The sequence below is a fragment of the Calothrix sp. NIES-2098 genome (genome assembly GCF_963875125.1).
Classification (GTDB): Bacteria; Cyanobacteriota; Cyanobacteriia; order Cyanobacteriales; family Nostocaceae; genus Aulosira.
The window spans coordinates 1427839-1447103 of sequence record NZ_CAWNKJ010000001.1 but is presented as its reverse complement, the minus strand read 5'-3'; the positions used below and the strand labels follow the sequence as shown (position 1 = coordinate 1447103).

The following is a 19265-nucleotide window of genomic DNA, read 5'->3' as shown; positions in this document are numbered from 1 at the left end:
TTATTCCACTACTTCATTCACTGGGAATCTATCAATTAACTGTATAGCGCGATAGGCATTACGTTGCAAAGAATCCGGCAAATTCGGAACGTGAGGGATTTGAGATAATAAATCCAACGTCCGGCGTAATATTCTCACCACATCGCCTTCATCTAAAGTGGTATTTTCACATAGTTCTGTCCACTCAACTCCCAGCGCCCACTGTTCCACCAGAGCAATTAACTCAAACTCTAACCAGATAGGCAGCGCTACATTATACCGTCGTTGCATTTGGAACATTTGGCGACGAATTCCTCGCAATTTTGCCAAAGCATCTACAACTTGATTGCTCAAATCGAAACGCACTTTGCTATCTGGACGCGGAGTTTCTGTCACCAAAGCTGCAACTGCTGCTGCTAAGTGGTGCGGATCTAAATTGTTCAATTCACCACTGGCAAGTACTAAACCCAGCCATAATTCATTTTCTCCGCGGATAGCTGCGGCAACTTGTCCTAATGCTGTTGGTACTAAGTTATCTAAACAACCAAAGTGCTGCAAAATTTCAATTAAATTGAGAAACTCTTCCCAATGATGTTGGGATTGTTGCTCTACGTGTTCTTGCAACAGTTGAAGTTCGGCTTCTAATTCAACGTAACGTGCCTTACGTTTGAAAATAGCGGCGGCATTGCCCGATTTATGAATTGGATGAGCTTCTAATTGCTCTTGTACAGCAGTCATCCGACTGAGCTGTTCTGCTACCTCCGGAGCCATATATAGAGACTCCCCTGATTCGGGAATCTGCTGGGCAATGGTTGCTGTTTGTTCGTCACCACGACGAATCTGTCCTGGTTTAAAAACCAGATCGGGTGGTGGAATTATTTCAGGCGGTACATCAATTCGTGGTAGTTCCGCATACAAATCGACTATATCGTCAGTTGTGGCTACATACCAGCGATTATCGCGTCCCAAACATACCAGGCAAGGTGATTGCTCAGAATGAGGGCTTTTCCCAATTAACACTGCCGCTATTGGTGAAGGGACTGTGATATTTTTACCCTTGAGACTCAACAGTGTTCCTGCTACAGCAAAGCCTAACAGCATTCCTATTTGCTCTTTGCGGTCTTCTTGGGCTTGATGTTGCAGAGTTTTCAATAATTGGCGTTCAACTTTCAGGCGTTGTCGCAATTTCTCATAAACAGCTAGTTCATTTTCATCAACTGCGTCAATTTGCTCCTGAAGTTGCTCTAATTGGGCTTGGAGTTCGGCAATCTCTTCGTAATTTGGCCGTAAATGCATGGTGGCCATGTACTGCCCAAAACTGCGTTCGATTAACTCTCTAGTTTCCTCTAAGGTATGGGTTTGGAGCAGGTTCAGTACCATCCCGTAACTGGGGGTAAACTGGCTCACTAAGGGGTCGGGTTTAGATGTTGCCAAATATGCTGCTTCTTTAGACCCTTCAAAAGGAGTTTGTACTGTCACGACATGACCTTGTAAATCCATGCCTCGACGGCCAGCCCGTCCTGCCATTTGCAAGAATTCCGAGGCGTTCAGGAGGCGGTGTCCGGTGTCGGTACGCTTAGAAAGGGTAGATATGACAGTTGTGCGGGCAGGCATATTAATTCCTGCGGCTAGGGTTTCGGTGGCAAAGACTACCTTAATTAGCCCCTGTTGAAATAGTTCTTCTACTAAGACTTTCCACGCAGGTAAAATTCCGGCATGGTGGGCAGCAATTCCTCGGTAGAGGGGGGCAATTTGTCCAGAACGTCCGGCTTCGGGATTACGGGTTAAAAAGTCATCTATTTGGCGGCGTAATACCTGGGATTCATCATTATTTACTAGCCATAGATCGCCTACCTCTGCTACCGCTTTATCACATCCTCGGCGGCTAAAGATAAAGTAAATCGCGGGTAACATATCCCGTTGCTGTAGCTGGCTCAAGGTATAAATTATGCCAGGAGCTTCTGGTCTACCACCCTTGCCTTTATCTCCTTGTCTTCTTTTGCCTCTGTTAGCTAGGCGAGGATTGATTTTGTTTTTACTGTCGTTTAGTAGAGGAAACAGCCCTTTAGGATTGCAAAAGTGAAATTCTAGGGGTACAGGGCGAAAATCGGAGTAAATCAGGTCAGTTGGGCCGTGAACGCGATTTAGCCAATCGGTAAGTTGATCGCTATTGGCTACTGTGGCGGAAAGGGCTACTAATTGAACTTCACGCGGGCAATAGATAATAGATTCTTCCCAAACGGTTCCCCGTTGGCGATCGTTCATGTAGTGGCATTCATCTAGTACCACCGCTTCTACATCTACCAAAGAAATACCGATTTGCCCTATGGGTGTGCCATAGAGCATATTGCGAAAAATTTCTGTGGTCATGACGATAATCGGTGCATCTCTATTAATGGAGGCATCTCCAGTTAACAGTCCGACGAGATCGAAGCCGAATTTCTCGCGAAAGTCACGTAATTTTTGATTTGACAGCGCTTTCAACGGAGTGGTGTAGAAAACACGTTTTCCTCGCGCTAGGGCACGATAAATCGCGTATTCGCCAACTAATGTTTTGCCCGAACCTGTGGGCGCACATACAACTACAGATCGCCCAGCATTGAGGGAGGCGATCGCGTCTTCTTGAAATCGATCCAGATTAAACGGGAATATTGACCTGAGGTCAAGTTCTGGAGATGGTGCGGGATAATTCACTCAATCACATTTGCAACCAGACTGTTTACTATATTAACGGCTATATTGTCAACTTTGTCATTGGGCATGGGGCATTGGGGAGTCAGTCGCGTGGGCGGGTTTCCCGACTTGAGCGAACTGGCGTCATTGGGCATTAGTTTTTCACAAATGACAAATAACTATTTACCCAATTCTTGCGATCGCTCTGTGGCGGCTTTGACTGCTTGAATTAAAGCGGAGCGAAATGCGGCTTTTTCTAGTTGGGTAATACCAGCAATTGTCGTCCCTCCTGGGCTGGTGACGCGGTCTTTCAGTTCTGCTGGGTGCATTTTGCTCTCATGTAGTAGCGTGGCTGTTCCTAATACGGTTTGCAGGGCTAATTGGTTGGCTACAGATCTAGGTAAACCTGCGGCTACTCCCCCATCGGCCAGTGCTTCTACCATCAGCGCTACATAAGCAGGCCCGCTACCGGATAGTCCTGTCACTGCGTCCATGAGAGTTTCTGCTACTTCTACGACTTCCCCGACTGCGGAAAAAATTTGCTGTGCTATTTGGTAGTGTTTGCTATTAGTGTATGCACCTAAGCAAATTGCCGTAATTCCTGCGCCTACTGTGGCGGGAGTATTGGGCATAGCTCTAATGACTGGTAACTGTGGAAACGCTGCTTCTAGCTGGCTTAAAGTTACACCTGCCAAAATAGAGATGACTAAGGGTGAGTTTTCTTGAACTGTCAATTCAATTATCTCTGCCAGTTCTTGAGCGATCGCACTAAATACCTGGGGTTTCACTGCTAACAATACAACTTCTCTACTTTCCGCCAAAATTAGGCGATTATCAGTAGTCACGTTGACGTCATATTGTTGCCTTAAAAAATTTTGGCGCGAGGGCTGCGGTTCGCTGACTAAAACTTCTGATGGTTGATAAATTCTACGCGCAATAAGGCGGGATAACAGCGCTTCTCCCATTACCCCACCACCGATTAAGCCAAATTTAGTAGTCATTAATTAGCAATTAGTCAATGGTCAACAGTCAATGGTCAAAGGGAGCCACTGCTATTTTGGGGTTTCTCCAATTAGAGCTAGTGGTGTTCAAGAGTCAAATGTCAAAATTAATAACTTTGGACTGTTGACTTTGGACTTTGGACTATTGACTAATGACTAATTTAACTTCATTGTGCTGCCATCCGGTTAACTTCGGGACTCCAAGTTGGAGTTGCACCGGGGGTACGGGAAGGACGTGCTGGTGGTTGTGGTACTTCATGAATAACTCCGCCGTGGGTGCTAACTTGCACGCAGCTGGGTGTAAACAAAAAGATGCTTTCGCCAATGCGCTCTTGATGTCCATCTAATGCGTATGTACCACCTGCGACAAAATCTACTGCCCGTTGAGCTTGATCGGGGTCCATAATAGTTAAATTTAATACTACAGACTTGCGCTCGCGCAAAGCTTGAATTGCCTGAGGCATTTCTTCAAAGGTGCGTGGCTCAAGTACTAATACTTCAGAAATTCCGTTAATTGCTCCTGGCATACCGATCACATTCCCCATTGACTTTGACCCTGTTGCTACATCATTACCCATTGTAGGCATGGGTTCCCGCCAACGTCGATTCTGTGTAGCAGGCTCTGGCGGCGCTGGTTGGATGTTCTCTTCTTGATAGAGATTTTGGTAGCTCTCGGCTTCTGGTTCTTCTTCGTAGTACTCGTATTCTACCTGCTCATTGAGTCCAACGAAGTCTCTAAGTTTAGAAAATATATTGTTCATTTTGTTCGCTCCTGGTGCCAATTACTTTTATGTTTACCTGGCGATAAATCAGTGTAGCCGACTTTTATCGCTACACAAGGGATTTATTCAGCAATTCTATTACTAGCTGTAGTTTCTATTACTGGTTTAAGTGAGGAACAGACGCTTTTGACGCTATCTGAACATTACCTAGCAGCGATAATGAGTCAAGATTATATACTACTGCCTCTCCGAATGTCACATCCAGTGGTTCTATTTTTTTGAGTATTGATTTTGGCAAATCTATATATTTTGTTACCTATTGCAATAATTAGTTTGAGAGATATTCTCAAAAGAAGAAGAAAGCTTATGATACAAAGACCACAAGCTATTGAGTATTGTTCTAAGGGCGATCCCCGAACAAGATGGTTCCTAACCTTACCATAGTTGTACCTGCTTCTACGGCTATTTCGTAGTCACCTGACATCCCCATTGACAAGTGCTGCATTTTGAGGTGCGACCAGTTTTGTTCTCTAATGGTTTTTGCTAGGTTACACGTAGCTTTAAATACATCAAAAATTTCCGCCCTAGTTAATCCTAAAGGCGGAATTGTCATCAAACCTTGAATTTGTAAATTTTTATATTGAGCGATCGCAGGTAAATCAGCTAACAGCTGAGGCACAGTCCAACCAGACTTGTTGGGATCGGGGAGAATCTTGACTTGTAGGCAAACTTGAGGAATCACTCCTAACTGTGGCGCTAAGTTATTTAAGCGCTGTGCCAGTTGCAAATTATCTACGGAGTGAATCCATTGAAATTGCTCTAGGGCTTTTTTGGCTTTATTGCTTTGTAAATGTCCAATAAAGTGCCAGGTAATATCTGATAAGTCTTTTAACTCGGCTTGTTTGCTAGCAGCTTCTTGAATCCGGCTTTCGCCAAAATCACGTATTCCTGCGGCATACGCACAGCGCATGATTTCCGCAGGAACCGTTTTGCTAACTGCAATCAGACGAACTGAAGATGGGAGGGAGGAGCGAATTTGATCGATACGTTCGCTAATCGAACTACTCATTGGAAGGTGCGTTGGAAAACACTCTGAAGCTGATCGTACTCCTGGGAATGCCCTGTGCGACGCAGAGTACGCAAGCGATTTTCCAACATCATTCTCGCTTCAGTACGACCTATGGGTTGAAATTTTATACCTTTGATATCATTTGTTACCAAAAAAAATAAGCGTTGGGCATAAAGTGTAGTGAAAAGATCCTGGGTCTCGTCAACCATACAGATCCTGTAAAGTAAGCCCCAAGTTGGATGATTAATGTAAGTTTCTGCGTTTTCTGGATTCATTTAATAATCAAGGTAAGCGTCTGTAATATATCTTTTCGCAGTTTTAGTACCAACATTCTGACGATGATAACTCCCTTTCGTCAGAATATTTGTGCAAATTTATGCGAAATTCAATAAGTTTTGCTGTGTAACGGCAGCTGTCAAGCCCTCGATCTAGTTACTCATGGAGAGATGATGCGACTAGTGACGATTTGGTCTTTTGGAACTTGCACTCAGGTACTATGCAGGAAAAAGCTCAATAAAGCCTCTACTATCTTATTTACCGTTTAGAAAGTCCAGGGGATGCGCCGTGCGGAGTTCCTCAAGGTAAAAGTCAGCCCTTAAACTTTTGCTAGCATAAACCTCTTTCTATGCTGCCATAGTTTTCGCCTATCGGCACACAATGAACAAAAGTACTCTATTCATAATTCAACATTTTGAGTGCGATGAGTTGTGCTTGAGCTTTGTGCAGAGATTCATACCATTCTCGCTCAGGATCGCTGTCAGCGACAATACCTGCACCAACTTGTCCCCAAACAGTTTTGAATGTTGAGTTGCTTTTATCCTCCTGCTTTTCTTCAATGGGAGCGAGTAATAAGGTACGAATGAGGATATTTAAATCGAGGTTTCCCCGCCAATCTAAATAGCCACAGGAACCATAGAATAAACTGCGTCGCACAGGTTCTAGTTCTTCAATAATTTCCATGCAGCGAACTTTGGGACACCCTGTTATTGTGCCACCAGGGAAAAGGGCGCGAATCAAATCAATGGCAGTGCGATCGCATCTTAAGCGACCTTTAACGTTGCTGACAAGGTGCATGACGTGGCTATAGCGCTCAATTGTCAACAATTCGTCAACACGAACCGTCCCCCATTCACAAACTCGCCCTAGATCGTTGCGTTCTAGATCTACCAGCATGATGTGTTCGGCGCGTTCTTTGCTATTGCTGAGTAAATCTTTTGCTAGCTGAATGTCTTGTTCTGCATTGATCCCACGCGATCGCGTCCCGGCGATTGGTCGAGTTTCGGCTTCACCATTTTGCAACAACACCAACCGTTCTGGAGAACAACTCATGACTTCTCCCCAAGGTGTTTGCCAATAGCTAGCAAAAGGTGAAGGATTGATGCGTTGCAATGCTTGGTAAATTGACCAGCCAGAAGTCTTTGTAGTCGTTTCAAAGCGCAATGAAAGATTCGCCTGAAAAATATCCCCCGCTTGAATGTATTTTTTCGCCTGATTCACGGCTGTTTCATAATCGGCTTGGGATGTATAGAAATGAGGAGAGGAAGGGATAACAGAAGGGAGAGATGCGGGGAGAGAGTTGTTTGTTTGTGCTTGTTCTAATTTTTTCTGTAACTCATCTAGTTCATTCTCATCGCTAGCAGCTAACCAAAGAGTTTGTTCGGCGTGATCTAAAATGGCAAAACAATCGGGTTCATACCAAAAAGCTACAGGAAACGGTAAGCGATCGCATTTATTTTGGGGTAATTTTTCAATTTCCCACGCTACGTCATAACCCAACCATCCCAACCAACCACCAGTGAAGGGAAGGTGAGAAGGAGAAGATAAGGGCGAAATTTCCCCTTGTCCCCTTATTAGCAACTCCTCCAAAAACGGAAAAACCTTTCCTAGTTCTGGTGTCCACATCTGAGGAATGCTATCAACTACGCGGGGAGCGCCAGCACAGATAGAATAGCGATGAAGTTGGGGATGGTTTATTGGCGTTGGGTAGGTGCTTTCTAGTAAAGTAGCGATTCCAGATGCGGTAGTGGGGCGAAATAGAGCAGCAAAAATTTCAGAACCAGTACGATGTTCTAGAGGAAGCGATCGCCAGTACCAACCTTGGGTCATAATTCATTAAAAATCTCAATTTCAAAATCTTCACACATCAGTGCCGATCGCTAAACGCACGCCCCAAAATATAGTTAATGTGGCAATAGCCAGCCAGTCCCACCTTTTTAAGCGTAAGTCATGCCAAGGTACTCGATGCTCGTTTGGGCTAGTAAAACCGCGCACCATCATTGCACTCGCCATCTGTTCTGCTCGTAGTAACAGATTTTCTAACAATCTCTCTGCTACAGTCATCCAAACTTTAACTGCACCTTTGAGTCCCAGCTTTTTCCAATTAATGGCCCTAGTCATTACGGAGCGAATTAAATTCTGTACTTCTTCTAAAACTAGAGGTATAAACCGCAAGGATAAAGTTAAAGTTAGAGCAATTTCGGTTACAGGTAACTTGAGTCGCCGCAGAGGTTGCATTAAGCTTTCCATTCCGGCTGTGATTTCTTCTGGTGCTGTTGTGAGCAGATACAAGTTAGTGCTGTAAATTACAGTAAACAAAATTGTACTCAGCCGCACTGCCAAATCTAAAGAACGGCGACTGACTTTGACTGGCCCTTTGTGAAATAGTACGTATCTATATTCTTTATTGCCATATACTGCTTGTTCATCAACATTGGCAGTATTCTTAGGTGCTTGGGGACTCAACACCTGTTGGTTGGCTGGTAAGCGTGGCTGATAATTGATCCCCAATCCATCCGGACTGATAGCTGCAATTACAAAGACAAAAAAGGCTAGGAGTAACAACCAACCCATTTGCTGCTGCCATACTCTTCTAGGAATTCTGGCAATTAAGGTAACAATAATTAATAGCGTTACTAAGAGTAAGCGCCATTCATTTCTGGCAAAAGTGTAACTAGTGAGAAAGCTCATCAACCAGGCAAACTTGACTCTGGGATCGATTTTATGCAGCCAAGTTTGAGGTTCTTCTAGGTAAAGTCCTAGGGGTAGCGATCGCAGTAAATCCATTTCTAAGTGCTGAGTGATGGAAAGTTTAGGTAGAGCAAGTCTCAAATCAAGATTTTTTTCTACCTAATGATTCTTGTCTATTGTGCCTTGACATAGAAGACTTAGCACAGTCTACTTCTCCTGACTCAGTACTCAGTAATCATAACTATCACACGCGAGTAGCACGATTCGCACTACCACTTTCGACATCACGAACTTTCTTACTGCGCCACAATAAACGAATTGGAGTGCCTTTAAATCCTAACTGTTGGCGAAATTGCCGTTCAATATAGCGGCGGTAGTTTTCATTAAAGCGCTTGGCGTCGTTGACAAAAAGAGCGATCGCTGGCGGTTGACTACTGACTTGCGTCCCATAATAAATTTTGCCCTGACGCCCGCCACGCGATGTTGGTGGGGAATGCCAACTCACTGCATCTTCTAAAACTTCGTTAATCACGGCTGTGCTGACACGGCGTTTGTGTGACTCAGCGGCTTGATTCACGAATTCTAAGATTTTTTCTACCCGCTGTCCTGTTAAAGCACTGACAAAAATAGTATCTGCCCATTCGGTAAAATGTAGTCGTGCTTGGAGATTTTTTTCGTAATCGTAGATTGTGTAAGAGTCTTTTTCGACTGCATCCCACTTATTGACTACAACTACACAAGCGCGACCTTCTTCAATAATTCGCCCTGCTAATTTTTGATCTTGTTCGGTGACTCCATCTAAGGCGTCTATGACCATTAACACCACATCAGCGCGACGAATTGCTTTAAAAGCCCGGTTAATACTAAAGAATTCTGTGCCGTATTCTATACTTTTCTTTTTGCGAATTCCGGCGGTATCAATCAAGCGATAGGTTTGTCCATTACGTTCGACCATCGTATCGATTGCATCACGGGTTGTACCTGAGATGGGACTGACGATCGCCCTTTCTTCGCCAACAAAAGCATTTAATAAACTAGATTTACCGACATTGGGGCGTCCGATGATTGCGACTTTAATTTCGTTAGTTTCGGGTACTTCTGTGATGTGAGGAATGTGCTGAATTAACTCATCTAGAAGTTCGCCCGTACCGCTACCATGAATTGCGGAAACTGGATAAGGTTCGCCCAATCCTAATTGCCAAAATTCTGCCGCTTGGATTAAGCCTTGGTCGGGGGATTCACATTTATTGACAGCCAGCAGCACAGGTACAGATTGTTGGCGTAACCACTCAGCAATTTCTTCATCTGCGTGTGTGGGGCCTGTTTGTCCATCAACAACAAAAATAGCAGCACTAGCTTCGGTGAGTGCTGTCATCGCTTGTTGACGAATTAGGGGTAAAAATTCGGTGTCATCATTAAAGACCAAGCCACCAGTATCCACCACCAAAAACTCGCGATCGCTCCAGTACGATGGCATATAAGTGCGATCGCGCGTCACTCCCGGTTCATCATGGACAATCGCCGTTTGTTCCCCGGCGAGACGATTAACCAGGGTAGATTTGCCCACATTTGGGCGTCCGATAATAGCAACAATTGGCAATGCCATAAAGTCAGAGTAACGTAGAGACGTAATATATCATGTCTCTACATTTTAGCGAGTTTAAGTCTTTCTTTAATTTATTCCTCACCAAGATAACCGGCAGCCAAATGGGGAAATATCAAGACCAAAATTTGGCAGTTACGTAGATGGAGATAGTTCCTTGAAAAGTCGTAAGTGGCTCAAAAAAGCCAGCAGATTAACCGTTCAATGCTTGCGATGGGTTATTTTGTTGGTAATTTGTACCTTATTATACGCCAGGGTAATTGAACCTAATTGGATAGAGATCAATTCTTTGGAATTAACTCTACCGCATTTGTCATCAGAATTTAATGGCTATCGCATTGTCCAAATCAGCGACATTCATCGAGATCGATGGATGAATTCGCGTTATTTGGAACGTGTTATTAGCTTAGTGAATCAACAAAAACCTGACTTAGTAGCAATTACAGGTGATATAGTCACGCGTAATTCGCCTACATTCATCCCTACTCTTAAGGCTCCTTTAAGTCAACTCAAATCCCAAGATAAAACTGTGGCTGTCTTGGGTAATCATGACTATGAGAATGACTCAGATGCAATAATTCAAACAATAGAACAAAGCGGTATCTTGCATTTGGGGAATTATGTTTATACTCTCAAGCGGGGTAGTGCAATGCTGCATATTGCTGGTGTCGATGATATCACTGCTGGAAAAGACCGCTTAGATTTAGTATTACAGCAGTTACCAGAGGAAGGAGCAGCAATTTTATTAGCACATGAGCCAGATTTTGCTGATATCAGCGCTATGACAAAGCGGTTTGATTTGCAACTATCGGGACATTCTCATGGTGGACAAATACGTTTACCTTTTTTCCCACCTCTGGCTTTACCATCGCTGAGTGAAAAGTATTATTCAGGAAGCTATCAAGTAGGAGAAATGATTCAATATACAAATCGTGGAATCGGGATGGCTGGAGTGCATTTGCGATTCGGTGCGCGTCCTGAGATTACTGTGTTTACTTTAGCTGCACCGAAGCATGATTGAATAATTCTGACGCAGAGACGCGAATTTTGATTTAGTCCTCTTGAAAGGACTTTAGCTATTAGTCATAGGTTTTGAATCTATGGCGGGTGATGATTGAAATGCGAGATTCGGAATTTATAGATTTAAATAAGTAAGTCGATGAGAAAAAACCAAACTATGTAAAGAAAAGTAAAATCTCTATATTTGGCTCGTAGTCGCGCTTTAGCGCTAAAGCGCGACTACAAACAAGTGATGTTTTGGACAAAAGCCGAAATAGAAAGGCTAGGTGAAATTGAAGCGACTAAATGAATGTGGTTGTCTATCCCACCAATTGCATTAATAATACAACCCAGAGAATCAGCTTTACCAATTATGTAATTATAGAGTTTCGTTTCATTATTTGGCGTAATTAATGGCTGACGCTCTTTTGTTGCCCAAACAAGATGATAGTAAAGTCGCCACAAAGCCATAAAATTAGGATTAACAGGGAATATCTTGTATTTAGTATGCCCGTAATTTTGGAAAATCTTATAGTCGGCTTGAGCCGAGTTTAGCTATTAGCCTTGGAATTAATTCCGAGGCGGGTAAGCTGCACACAGTGAAATTTAGCGCTTACGCACTCATGACGAAAAAGTAAGCTTTTTTGATGAATTCGCGACTCTTTGGGAACGCCAAGGGCAGAAACTCGTAATGACGTAAATTTGTAGTTATTGCGTAAGTCCTAACAAAATATAAAATATTTACTGTGACTCACTACCTCAAAATTAAATCAATTCTGCTTCTGCAAAAATCTGCCTAACTATTAATTCCAAACCAGGGAATAACTCATCAATAATAGTCATATTATCTATATAAACTTGACTTTTATCAGCAGATAAAAATACCCTAATGCTCATTGCTTCCGGATCTGCCACCCAAACTCGTGCAACTCCCGCCTCAAAATAATCTTTAGCTTTGTCTTCAAATTCCTTCATTGTTTGGTCTGGAGAAATAATCTCAATTACTAACTCTGGAGGAATAGGACAAGCTTCATTAAGCTGCCAACTTTTGGGTAGTCGTTCATAGGAAATATAAGTGACATCAGGGATAGGTACCCAATCTTTACCTTTACGTCTTAAGATAATTGCCCATTCTGCAACGGTGCGACCTTTACCTTTGCACCATGCAAAAATCAGGAACAGTAAACCTCTTTGTAAGGCTGAATGAAAGAATTTTGGTGACACCTTAGGTACTGCAAAACCATCCACAAACTCATAGTTTACATCTCCCTCTGGCAATGCTAGAAATTCTTCTAAGGTGAGTTTGTTTCCTGTGGTTGCTTTAACCATAAAAAATCACACAATTACCTGATGCCATTATTCTAAGCTACTAATAGACTTACTGATTAGCAGGAATTAACACCGGGCCGTTATCAATCACTTGATATCTAGCTTCTCTAGTAAAAATTACTCGACAATTGACACCACCATAGTTTTGGCAAGTTTGGAGCGCATAACGTGCAGCAATTGACCTACCTCTGCCAGGATGATTGGTATCATATCCCCAGCCCGTACCGTAAGCACCATTAGAACCAATTGCTAAAGCTCCCCAAGCATTTTTAAACCATAGTGGAACTTTGCAATCATTAGCTTGAGATTGTTGCTGACAATAATAAAGGGCACTACGTTCGGCTTCTTGACGTGATAAACCTGTTGCGCCTGTGGTAACTTTTGTAGAGGGAGAATAAGCGATCGCACCAAATAAATCTTTGTTAGATTGAGCTTGGGCAACTTGTGCTAACCCAGGCAAAATTGATAATGCTGCGGCTACTGCTAATAAACTTTTTTTAAATGTATTTGCCAACATAATTTTTGATTGAACTATAGTTAAGAACTACAGTTCTATATGTAGGCATTCCAGAAATTATGCAGTTTGTTCTGGTTCTTTGGTTACTTGCTGCCCAATTTTTGGTTCAGTTCCTGCTAGCAGTCGTTCAATATTAGTGCGGTGACGGAAAATGACATACAACCCGCCGAGAAAGGCATAGAGAATGCAAGGTAAAGGTTGATGGAAAATTACCATAAAAATTGTCACAGCGATCGCACCTGCTATTGAACTTAAGGAGACAATGCGCGAGATGGCGATAACAACTGCAAATACACCTGCTGTTGCTAAACCTACTTGCCAACTAATTGCCAATAAAGTCCCTAAACCAGTAGCGACAGATTTACCACCGCTAAAGCCTAAAAAAATTGATTTGCTGTGTCCCAAGACTGCTGAAAACCCAGCTAAAGTTACTAACCAAGGTTGCCACAGCGTTTCATTTACTGTAGGCGGAATAAAATCGTGGATGGGGGCAAAGTTGAATAACTGGTAAACTAGAGCGATCGCAAATACTCCCTTCAAGCAATCTATTAATAACACAAATGCCCCAGGCCCTTTACCCAAAGTTCTAAGGACATTAGTTGCTCCCGTTGAACCAGAACCAACTTCCCGAATATCAATACCTTTTAACTGCTTCGCGGCAATATAGCCTGTAGGGAAAGAACCCAGTAGGTAGGCTACAAATAAAACTACACCGCACAAAGTTAACCAAATAGCCATAAAAAATTAAAGTCAATAGTCCAAAGTCCAAAGTCAATAGTCCAAAGTCAATAGTCCACAGTTAAATAACTAATCATCCTTGACTCTTGAACGCCACTTGACGGCAGTTACTTTAAGCCGGGAAACCCGTCCAACGCACTGCCTCCTCTACTTGGGGAAACCCCAAGACCGCAGTGGCTCCCCTTGACTCTTGACTAATTAAAAATCATCATCATCATAGTTTCTCATCATTTTGGGGTCAGGAGCAAAGGCTAACCATAGAGGAAATTGCAGTAGTGCTAGGCTGATTTGGTCTTCAGAATCATCGATGATAATTAAAGGCAGTTGATTTGCTTTCACTAATCGATCGGCTTTTTGAGCTAAAGCTTCCGGTGCCTCAAATAATACTACCCCTCTATCGGGCCCAAAGTCTGGGCGACCGATTCCTAGGCAATCTTGCAAGCCGCGCCGCCATTCACCTAAACGTTCTGGTGTATTAGCTAATACTAGAGTCCGGACGCGATCGCCATACAGTTTGTGTAGTATGGAAATCACAGATGAAGAAATCAGAATATTCTGTAAGCGGCTACCCATTGTCCGCAAAGCACCGCGTCCGCCTTGGCTGAAAAACCAGTTAGAAACTCTTTCTGCATGGACTGGTTCAAAAGTGCGGCGCAGTTGCCATGCTGGGCCATAGTAATCTGGTTTATTGCGATATTGATCGATCAAGCGGCGAATTTGCTTTGTTGTATCTTGAAACTGCTGTTGAGCAAATTGGGGGATACCTGGCTCTGATTCAGCTGGCTTCACCTCTTTGACAGTAACGACGGGTTTTTCGCGTTCGATGACAGGTGGTACTAGTTGCAACTGCTCTGCGGCTGCGGCTAAATCCTGTAAGCTGCCTGTGAGATAATCTTTAAAACCCTGTACCCGAATTGCCAAATCTTGGGATGTGCCGGCAAAAGTGGTACGCATTTCATTGCGGATGCGTTCTTGACGGCGTTCTAACTGTTCTACAGAAATTTGCAGTGTTTGTTTGCGTTGTTCTAACTGGGCTAGCGACTCTTGCACGAGTTTTCCCAGCGATAATTGAGTTTCGCCAACTTGTGCTTGAAGAGTTTTGTAAGTTGTTTGTAAATTGGCTATTTCCGCTTCTAGAGCCTCTTTGGTACTTTGTAAATCTGCAACTTGTTGTGCTGCTTGTGCGTATAGGGAATTAGCTTCTGATTCTGAGTCTATTTCTGACACCAGTGCCACAGTTTCGGCTTTTAACGGCGTTACCGACTCAGCAGTTGTATCTGCTTGTGGTTCAACTGTAGAACTTTCTTCCTCTGTACGAGAAATTGGCAATTCCACAGTTGCTTCATTGTCTGGCTTGTCAGCTAATAAACTCTGTGCTTTTGTTTCCACCTCTGAATCAACAGATGAGCTGTCTGAATCTTCTACTTTAGGGTTTTCTTCTTGTATTTGTGCCAACCACTCATCAATCGATTCTGGGGTTTGAGATTCCTCTGGGTTCATAAACAATAGTGTAATTCCTATGACGCGAATAAATAGCTTTCAGAAATATACAATTGACCCGCACTAAAAGTCCTGAGTAGTTTGTGCTGAATCCTTTCGTCTACATTTGTGGCAATCAATGCTAAATACGCGGACAACGTTGTTCCAGACAGGCTTTCAGGGTGTTGGGATCAAATAAAATCGGCAAAAAATGAATGCTTTTGATTTCTTTAAAATAAAACAGTATAGGAATTCCATCCCAAAAGATCCGCCAATTTTGCCATTCCTGATAAGGAAAGCGCCGAATTAGTTTTTCGCCTCTGTAAATATCTAGGTCAGTAGCAGTAAACTGTAACCGCAATGTAACTGCCTGAAACATGAGAAACAACCCAAATAATCCGATAACGCCTCCTACCAGAGGTTGAACTAACAGCAGTGGAATAGAGGCAATTACCAAAACTACAGGGATATTGTAGCTAGGTTTGAGTTCCACAGTAGATGTGGAGTTAGGCACAAAGGAACTAGTCACAGTCTCAAATCCTGCTTTGCTAATAGACACATTTCTTATTTTAGGATTTTGAGGGTGAGGAGGTGCGCCATCAAGATTGATATTAGCTTTGAGACTAGATACCTTTAAGCAATGCACTGCCAGTACCCTGAAACATTAACCAAGAAAGGAAGAAGTTACTCACAAATATAATCAGCAAGGCTGTGACTACAGCAGTTGTGGTTGATTGTCCTACTCCTTTGGCTCCTCCTGTTGTCGTCAGTCCCCAACTACAACCAATGACGGCAATTAAAATCCCAAAGCAAAACGCCTTAATTAAGGCGCTACAAATATCCCAGATCCCCAATAGGTTACGGGCTGAGTCGAGAAATGTAGTATCAGAGATGCTGTATAAGTTCGATGCAATGACCAATCCTCCCAGCATCCCTGTCACCAAAGATAAAAGAGTTAAAATTGGCAGCATTAAACAGCAAGCCAAGACACGGGGAATAACTAGGTAATCAATTGGATCAGTTTTTAACATCAACAGCGCATCAATTTGCTCTGTCACCCGCATAGTACCAATTTCAGCCGCAAAAGCCGAACCAACTCGTCCTGCCAAAATCACTGCTGTCAATACGGGCGAGAGTTCTCTTGTTAAGGCTACCGCCAGCACCCCGCCGACGAGATTTCCTGCTCCAAAGTTAATAAATTCTCGCGCTACCTGAATGGTAAATACTGCGCCGACAAAAACAGCCGTCACTAGGGCAATAAAAAGAGAATCTGGCCCAACTGCTGCCATTTGCTCTTTGGTATTTCGCCAATGAATTTTGACTTTCAGCAGGTGAACTAGTACTTGTCCACCCAGGAAAATCGCCGCCAGCAACCGCTGACTCCACGCTCCTAAACTGGATTTGGATGTAGTCTCACTCAATGTTTTGTAGCTAACTCGGTAACTGCCTTAAGAATAGCGAAAGTCGATGGGCAATAGTCAAGAGTCCAGAGTGAACAGTGCAGAGTCCAAAGTCATAAGGTTAAGCATTTCTTCCCCCTGCACCCTGCACCCTGCCCCCTTGCCTCTTTTGTACCCTAGGGTGAAACATTAATTTAGTTTAAAGGTCATCTCAGAAAATTAAGGCTAATGCCACTAAGGTTTATATTAATTTATTAGGAAAGCTGTTGAGTCAATACTTTATCTAGCAAGGGTTTTGCCGATTTTAGCTCTGACTTTTGCTAGACGCATTTAATGCAACCAATAGCAGATTTTTTTAATGAAAACTTAAGATTTTTGACATCTTCGTTGCTGTGGAGCGATCGCACGTATTGTAGAGAATGACATATTGCTATTCGGCTATTGTCCACTTTTACTACGGAGTGTCGTCTAAATGACTATTTTCACTAACTTTCTCCGTTCTCTTGTGCTCACAATTATTTTTAGCTTTGTTGTACCGATGTTTTTAGTCGGTGGCTTCTTACTTATTCTATCTCTTAGCGGTCACATTCCCGGTTTCCAAGGTATCACTGAAGCGATCGCTACTCAAATTATACATTTTCTCGCTACTTTTGGTAGCGGTACTCCTCTGCGCGGCTTAGTTGTAATTAGTTTGACCTGTAGCTTTGTGGGCGCGCTGTTTGATGTTTACGCTTATTATCGGTGTCAAATTTTACGAATTGATTCCTGAGTAATGTCAATCAGTTGGTTAGGCGTTTACTTGCTGCCTCAGCTATAAAAAAATTTATATTCCAAAATTACGAGGGTATTGCGATTCCTAAATTTAGAGGTAGGAATTGGCATGAGTGAATTTTGATTACTTAAATTGAGTAAACCAATCAAATTGGTTAACAATAATTACGTCTTGCTAGTCTATGAAGCTGACGCTGGTCGAGGTTGAATTTTTCTATTTATAATTTCAAATTTTGCGTAGTATTACTGGTTACTAAGCTAGAAACTTATGAATTACTATGACTCAAAGCACCGATTAAAGGTGCTTTTAACAATTTGAATACACAGCAATCTTACTTAAGTGTGGCTTCAGGCTAAATTGGAATGATGCTACCAAACCAAAATCTAGATAAATATAAAAAGTTTCTTAAAATTATGCGTAGCCTTCTGCCTGTGCAATTTTTGTGTAGAGCAAAGCAGGTCGTCTGACCTCTTGAGATCTTATATTGAGTGTATTACGAGGTTTTATGACTGCATATGGTTTGGCCCTTTAAGCCCAGGTTTAGTAAACAAATTGCTCGGATTGAAATTACTGGTGCAATATCCAGCGCTACTCGCAAACGCGTGCTAGAAGCACTAAAAACTGTAGAGGAAAAAAAATTTCCAGCATTACTGCTACGGATTGATAGTCCTGGCGGAACAGTGGGGGATTCTCAAGAAATATACAGCGCCCTAAAACGCCTGCGGGACAAAATGAAAATTGTTGCCAGTTTTGGTAATATTTCGGCTTCTGGCGGTGTCTACATTGGCATGGGAGCCGAACACATCATGGCAAACCCAGGTACAATTACGGGCAGTATTGGTGTAATTTTGCGAGGAAATAACTTAGAACGCTTGCTAGACAAAATTGGGATTTCTTTCAAGGTGATTAAATCCGGCCCCTACAAAGATATTTTGGCATTCGACCGAGAACTGACGGAACCAGAACAACACATTCTGCAAGAGTTGATTGACATTAGTTATCAGCAGTTTGTACAAACAGTTGCGGAAGCCCGTTCTTTAGGGGTAGAAACTGTTAAAAGTTTTGCCGATGGTCGGATTTTTACTGGACAGCAAGCTTTAGAGTTAGGAGTTGTAGATCGTCTGGGAACAGAGGAAGATGCACGCCGCTGGACAGCAGAACTAGCCGGACTCGATCCTGAAAAAACACCATGCTTTACCCTAGAAGAACCTAAACCTTTTTTAAGTCGATTTTTACCAGGAAGTCGTCAGGTTTCATCAGGGATTGGGGCTGGTATTGACTGGCTGGAATTTGAAATGTCAACCAGCGGTTTACCCCTGTGGTTATATCGACCATAACAAATGAAGGCTGAAGTATGAAGTATGAAATTAACCCATCCCTTTACAGAAATTGCTCAAACTGAGGAAAAAAGCTTAATTTTTTCCGACCAATAGGGGTGAGGGTTGTAATAATTCTCACATTATCTTTCATCCTTTATCCTTCAGACTTTCTTCGATCAATAGTCAGAGGTAAATCAACAGTGGTAAAAACTATAAAGTGAGAAATGAAAGTTGAGCTAATTTAAGGAGGATTGGGCGTGGAGTGGCAAATGCGGGCTATTCGTGGAGCAACAACCGTTTCAGAAAACACAACTGAAGCGATTAGAGAAGCGGTGACAGAACTACTAGATGAATTGGAAAAACGCAATCATCTCCAACCAAAAGATATTATCAGTGTTACGTTTTCGGTGACACGGGATTTGGATGCGATTTTTCCAGCTGCGATCGCCAGAACACGTCCTGCTTGGGATGGTGTGGCAATGTTGGATGTGCAGCAAATGCACGTTGAAGGCAGCTTACAGCGCTGTATCCGCTTTTTAATCCACGTTTACCTGCCAGCCTCCGCACCAATTTATCATACCTATTTGCGTCATGCTGCTAACCTGCGCCCTGACTGGAGTTTGCCTCAGACGTTACCAGGATCGCCGCAAGTAGTAGAGTCAAAAGTCTAAACTATACACATATTTGAAAAGAATGCC

The 19265-nt window shown here is 42.9% G+C and carries 18 protein-coding genes and 1 pseudogene; 4 read left to right on the top strand and 15 right to left on the bottom strand.

Annotation, left to right across the window (positions count from 1 at the left end; all coding sequences use genetic code 11):
- The 8 genes from AACU33_RS06005 to der all read right to left on the bottom strand — a co-directional run bounded on the left by AACU33_RS06005 (position 1) and on the right by der (position 10017).
- Entirely contained in the window at positions 1-2673 is a 2673-nt protein-coding gene (locus AACU33_RS06005; protein WP_096587515.1) for a DEAD/DEAH box helicase, read from the bottom strand.
- Between the two features lie 158 nt (positions 2674-2831).
- Complete coding sequence (gene proC / locus AACU33_RS06000) at positions 2832-3653, bottom strand: pyrroline-5-carboxylate reductase (RefSeq protein ID WP_096587514.1); 822 nt, start codon at positions 3651-3653, stop codon at positions 2832-2834.
- Positions 3654-3820: 167 nt separating this feature from the next.
- Positions 3821-4414: a cell division protein SepF gene (locus tag AACU33_RS05995; protein WP_096587512.1), complete on the bottom strand. Its 594-nt coding sequence runs from the start codon at positions 4412-4414 to the stop codon at positions 3821-3823.
- A 361-nt stretch (positions 4415-4775) separates the two neighbouring features.
- Positions 4776-5444, bottom strand: coding sequence for a YggS family pyridoxal phosphate-dependent enzyme (locus tag AACU33_RS05990; RefSeq protein ID WP_096587510.1), 669 nt, complete (start codon positions 5442-5444; stop codon positions 4776-4778).
- On the bottom strand, positions 5441-5719 hold the full coding sequence (gene pipX / locus AACU33_RS05985) for a transcriptional coactivator PipX (RefSeq protein ID WP_096587509.1): 279 nt from the start codon (positions 5717-5719) through the stop codon (positions 5441-5443). Before pipX ends, AACU33_RS05990 begins: the two co-directional genes overlap by 4 nt.
- Before the next feature lie 397 nt (positions 5720-6116).
- The gene (locus AACU33_RS05980; RefSeq protein WP_096587507.1) at positions 6117-7550 is read right to left on the bottom strand and encodes an anthranilate synthase component I; all 1434 of its coding nucleotides are present in this window, start codon (positions 7548-7550) and stop codon (positions 6117-6119) included.
- Between the two features lie 30 nt (positions 7551-7580).
- Entirely contained in the window at positions 7581-8507 is a 927-nt protein-coding gene (locus tag AACU33_RS05975; protein WP_096587505.1) for an energy-coupling factor transporter transmembrane component T family protein, read from the bottom strand.
- 148 nt (positions 8508-8655) lie between these two features.
- A complete protein-coding gene (der, locus tag AACU33_RS05970) occupies positions 8656-10017 on the bottom strand; it encodes a ribosome biogenesis GTPase Der (RefSeq protein WP_096587504.1) in 1362 nt (453 codons plus the stop codon).
- 154 nt (positions 10018-10171) lie between these two features.
- On the opposite strand from der, the gene AACU33_RS05965 reads away from it, so the two are divergent.
- Positions 10172-11035, top strand: a complete 864-nt coding sequence (locus AACU33_RS05965) for a metallophosphoesterase (RefSeq protein ID WP_339375791.1) — start codon at positions 10172-10174, stop codon at positions 11033-11035.
- A 230-nt stretch (positions 11036-11265) separates the two neighbouring features.
- Here AACU33_RS05965 and tnpA read toward each other — a convergent pair.
- The 7 genes and pseudogenes from tnpA to AACU33_RS05930 all read right to left on the bottom strand — a co-directional run.
- Positions 11266-11484, bottom strand: a pseudogene (gene tnpA / locus AACU33_RS05960) (IS200/IS605 family transposase); the annotation flags it as partial.
- A 294-nt stretch (positions 11485-11778) separates the two neighbouring features.
- On the bottom strand, positions 11779-12342 hold the full coding sequence (locus AACU33_RS05955) for a Uma2 family endonuclease (RefSeq protein ID WP_096587502.1): 564 nt from the start codon (positions 12340-12342) through the stop codon (positions 11779-11781).
- A gap of 49 nt (positions 12343-12391) precedes the next feature.
- A complete protein-coding gene (locus tag AACU33_RS05950) occupies positions 12392-12859 on the bottom strand; it encodes a DUF4189 domain-containing protein (RefSeq protein ID WP_096587500.1) in 468 nt (155 codons plus the stop codon).
- A 57-nt stretch (positions 12860-12916) separates the two neighbouring features.
- Positions 12917-13597 (bottom strand): glycerol-3-phosphate 1-O-acyltransferase PlsY, encoded by a 681-nt coding sequence (gene plsY / locus AACU33_RS05945; protein WP_096587499.1) that lies wholly within the window; start codon positions 13595-13597, stop codon positions 12917-12919.
- 198 nt (positions 13598-13795) lie between these two features.
- Positions 13796-15097 (bottom strand): DUF3086 domain-containing protein, encoded by a 1302-nt coding sequence (locus AACU33_RS05940; protein ID WP_096587497.1) that lies wholly within the window; start codon positions 15095-15097, stop codon positions 13796-13798.
- A gap of 121 nt (positions 15098-15218) precedes the next feature.
- The gene (locus AACU33_RS05935; RefSeq protein ID WP_096595155.1) at positions 15219-15635 is read right to left on the bottom strand and encodes a DUF3119 family protein; all 417 of its coding nucleotides are present in this window, start codon (positions 15633-15635) and stop codon (positions 15219-15221) included.
- A 64-nt stretch (positions 15636-15699) separates the two neighbouring features.
- The gene (locus tag AACU33_RS05930; RefSeq protein WP_096587496.1) at positions 15700-16497 is read right to left on the bottom strand and encodes an MlaE family lipid ABC transporter permease subunit; all 798 of its coding nucleotides are present in this window, start codon (positions 16495-16497) and stop codon (positions 15700-15702) included.
- Between the two features lie 451 nt (positions 16498-16948).
- On the opposite strand from AACU33_RS05930, the gene AACU33_RS05925 reads away from it, so the two are divergent.
- The 3 genes from AACU33_RS05925 (at position 16949) to aroH (ending at position 19238) form a co-directional block, all read left to right on the top strand.
- Positions 16949-17245: a hypothetical protein gene (locus AACU33_RS05925; RefSeq protein WP_096587495.1), complete on the top strand. Its 297-nt coding sequence runs from the start codon at positions 16949-16951 to the stop codon at positions 17243-17245.
- Positions 17246-17763: 518 nt separating this feature from the next.
- Positions 17764-18585: a signal peptide peptidase SppA gene (gene sppA / locus AACU33_RS05920; RefSeq protein WP_096587493.1), complete on the top strand. Its 822-nt coding sequence runs from the start codon at positions 17764-17766 to the stop codon at positions 18583-18585.
- Positions 18586-18824: 239 nt separating this feature from the next.
- Positions 18825-19238, top strand: coding sequence for a chorismate mutase (gene aroH / locus AACU33_RS05915; RefSeq protein ID WP_096587491.1), 414 nt, complete (start codon positions 18825-18827; stop codon positions 19236-19238).
- The last annotated feature ends 27 nt before the right edge of the window (positions 19239-19265 follow it).

Coding starts and splice junctions, on each gene's coding strand:
- AACU33_RS05925 (WP_096587495.1), top strand. CDS start 16,949: ATGACTATTTTCACTAACTTTCTCCGTTCTCTTGTGCTCACAATTATT.
- AACU33_RS05950 (WP_096587500.1), bottom strand. CDS start 12,859: ATGTTGGCAAATACATTTAAAAAAAGTTTATTAGCAGTAGCCGCAGCA.
- pipX (WP_096587509.1), bottom strand. CDS start 5,719: ATGAATCCAGAAAACGCAGAAACTTACATTAATCATCCAACTTGGGGC.
- proC (WP_096587514.1), bottom strand. CDS start 3,653: ATGACTACTAAATTTGGCTTAATCGGTGGTGGGGTAATGGGAGAAGCG.
- AACU33_RS05955 (WP_096587502.1), bottom strand. CDS start 12,342: ATGGTTAAAGCAACCACAGGAAACAAACTCACCTTAGAAGAATTTCTA.
- AACU33_RS05995 (WP_096587512.1), bottom strand. CDS start 4,414: ATGAACAATATATTTTCTAAACTTAGAGACTTCGTTGGACTCAATGAG.
- der (WP_096587504.1), bottom strand. CDS start 10,017: ATGGCATTGCCAATTGTTGCTATTATCGGACGCCCAAATGTGGGCAAA.
- AACU33_RS05980 (WP_096587507.1), bottom strand. CDS start 7,550: ATGACCCAAGGTTGGTACTGGCGATCGCTTCCTCTAGAACATCGTACT.
- AACU33_RS05940 (WP_096587497.1), bottom strand. CDS start 15,097: ATGAACCCAGAGGAATCTCAAACCCCAGAATCGATTGATGAGTGGTTG.
- plsY (WP_096587499.1), bottom strand. CDS start 13,597: ATGGCTATTTGGTTAACTTTGTGCGGTGTAGTTTTATTTGTAGCCTAC.
- AACU33_RS05975 (WP_096587505.1), bottom strand. CDS start 8,507: ATGGATTTACTGCGATCGCTACCCCTAGGACTTTACCTAGAAGAACCT.
- AACU33_RS05990 (WP_096587510.1), bottom strand. CDS start 5,444: ATGAGTAGTTCGATTAGCGAACGTATCGATCAAATTCGCTCCTCCCTC.
- sppA (WP_096587493.1), top strand. CDS start 17,764: ATGGTTTGGCCCTTTAAGCCCAGGTTTAGTAAACAAATTGCTCGGATT.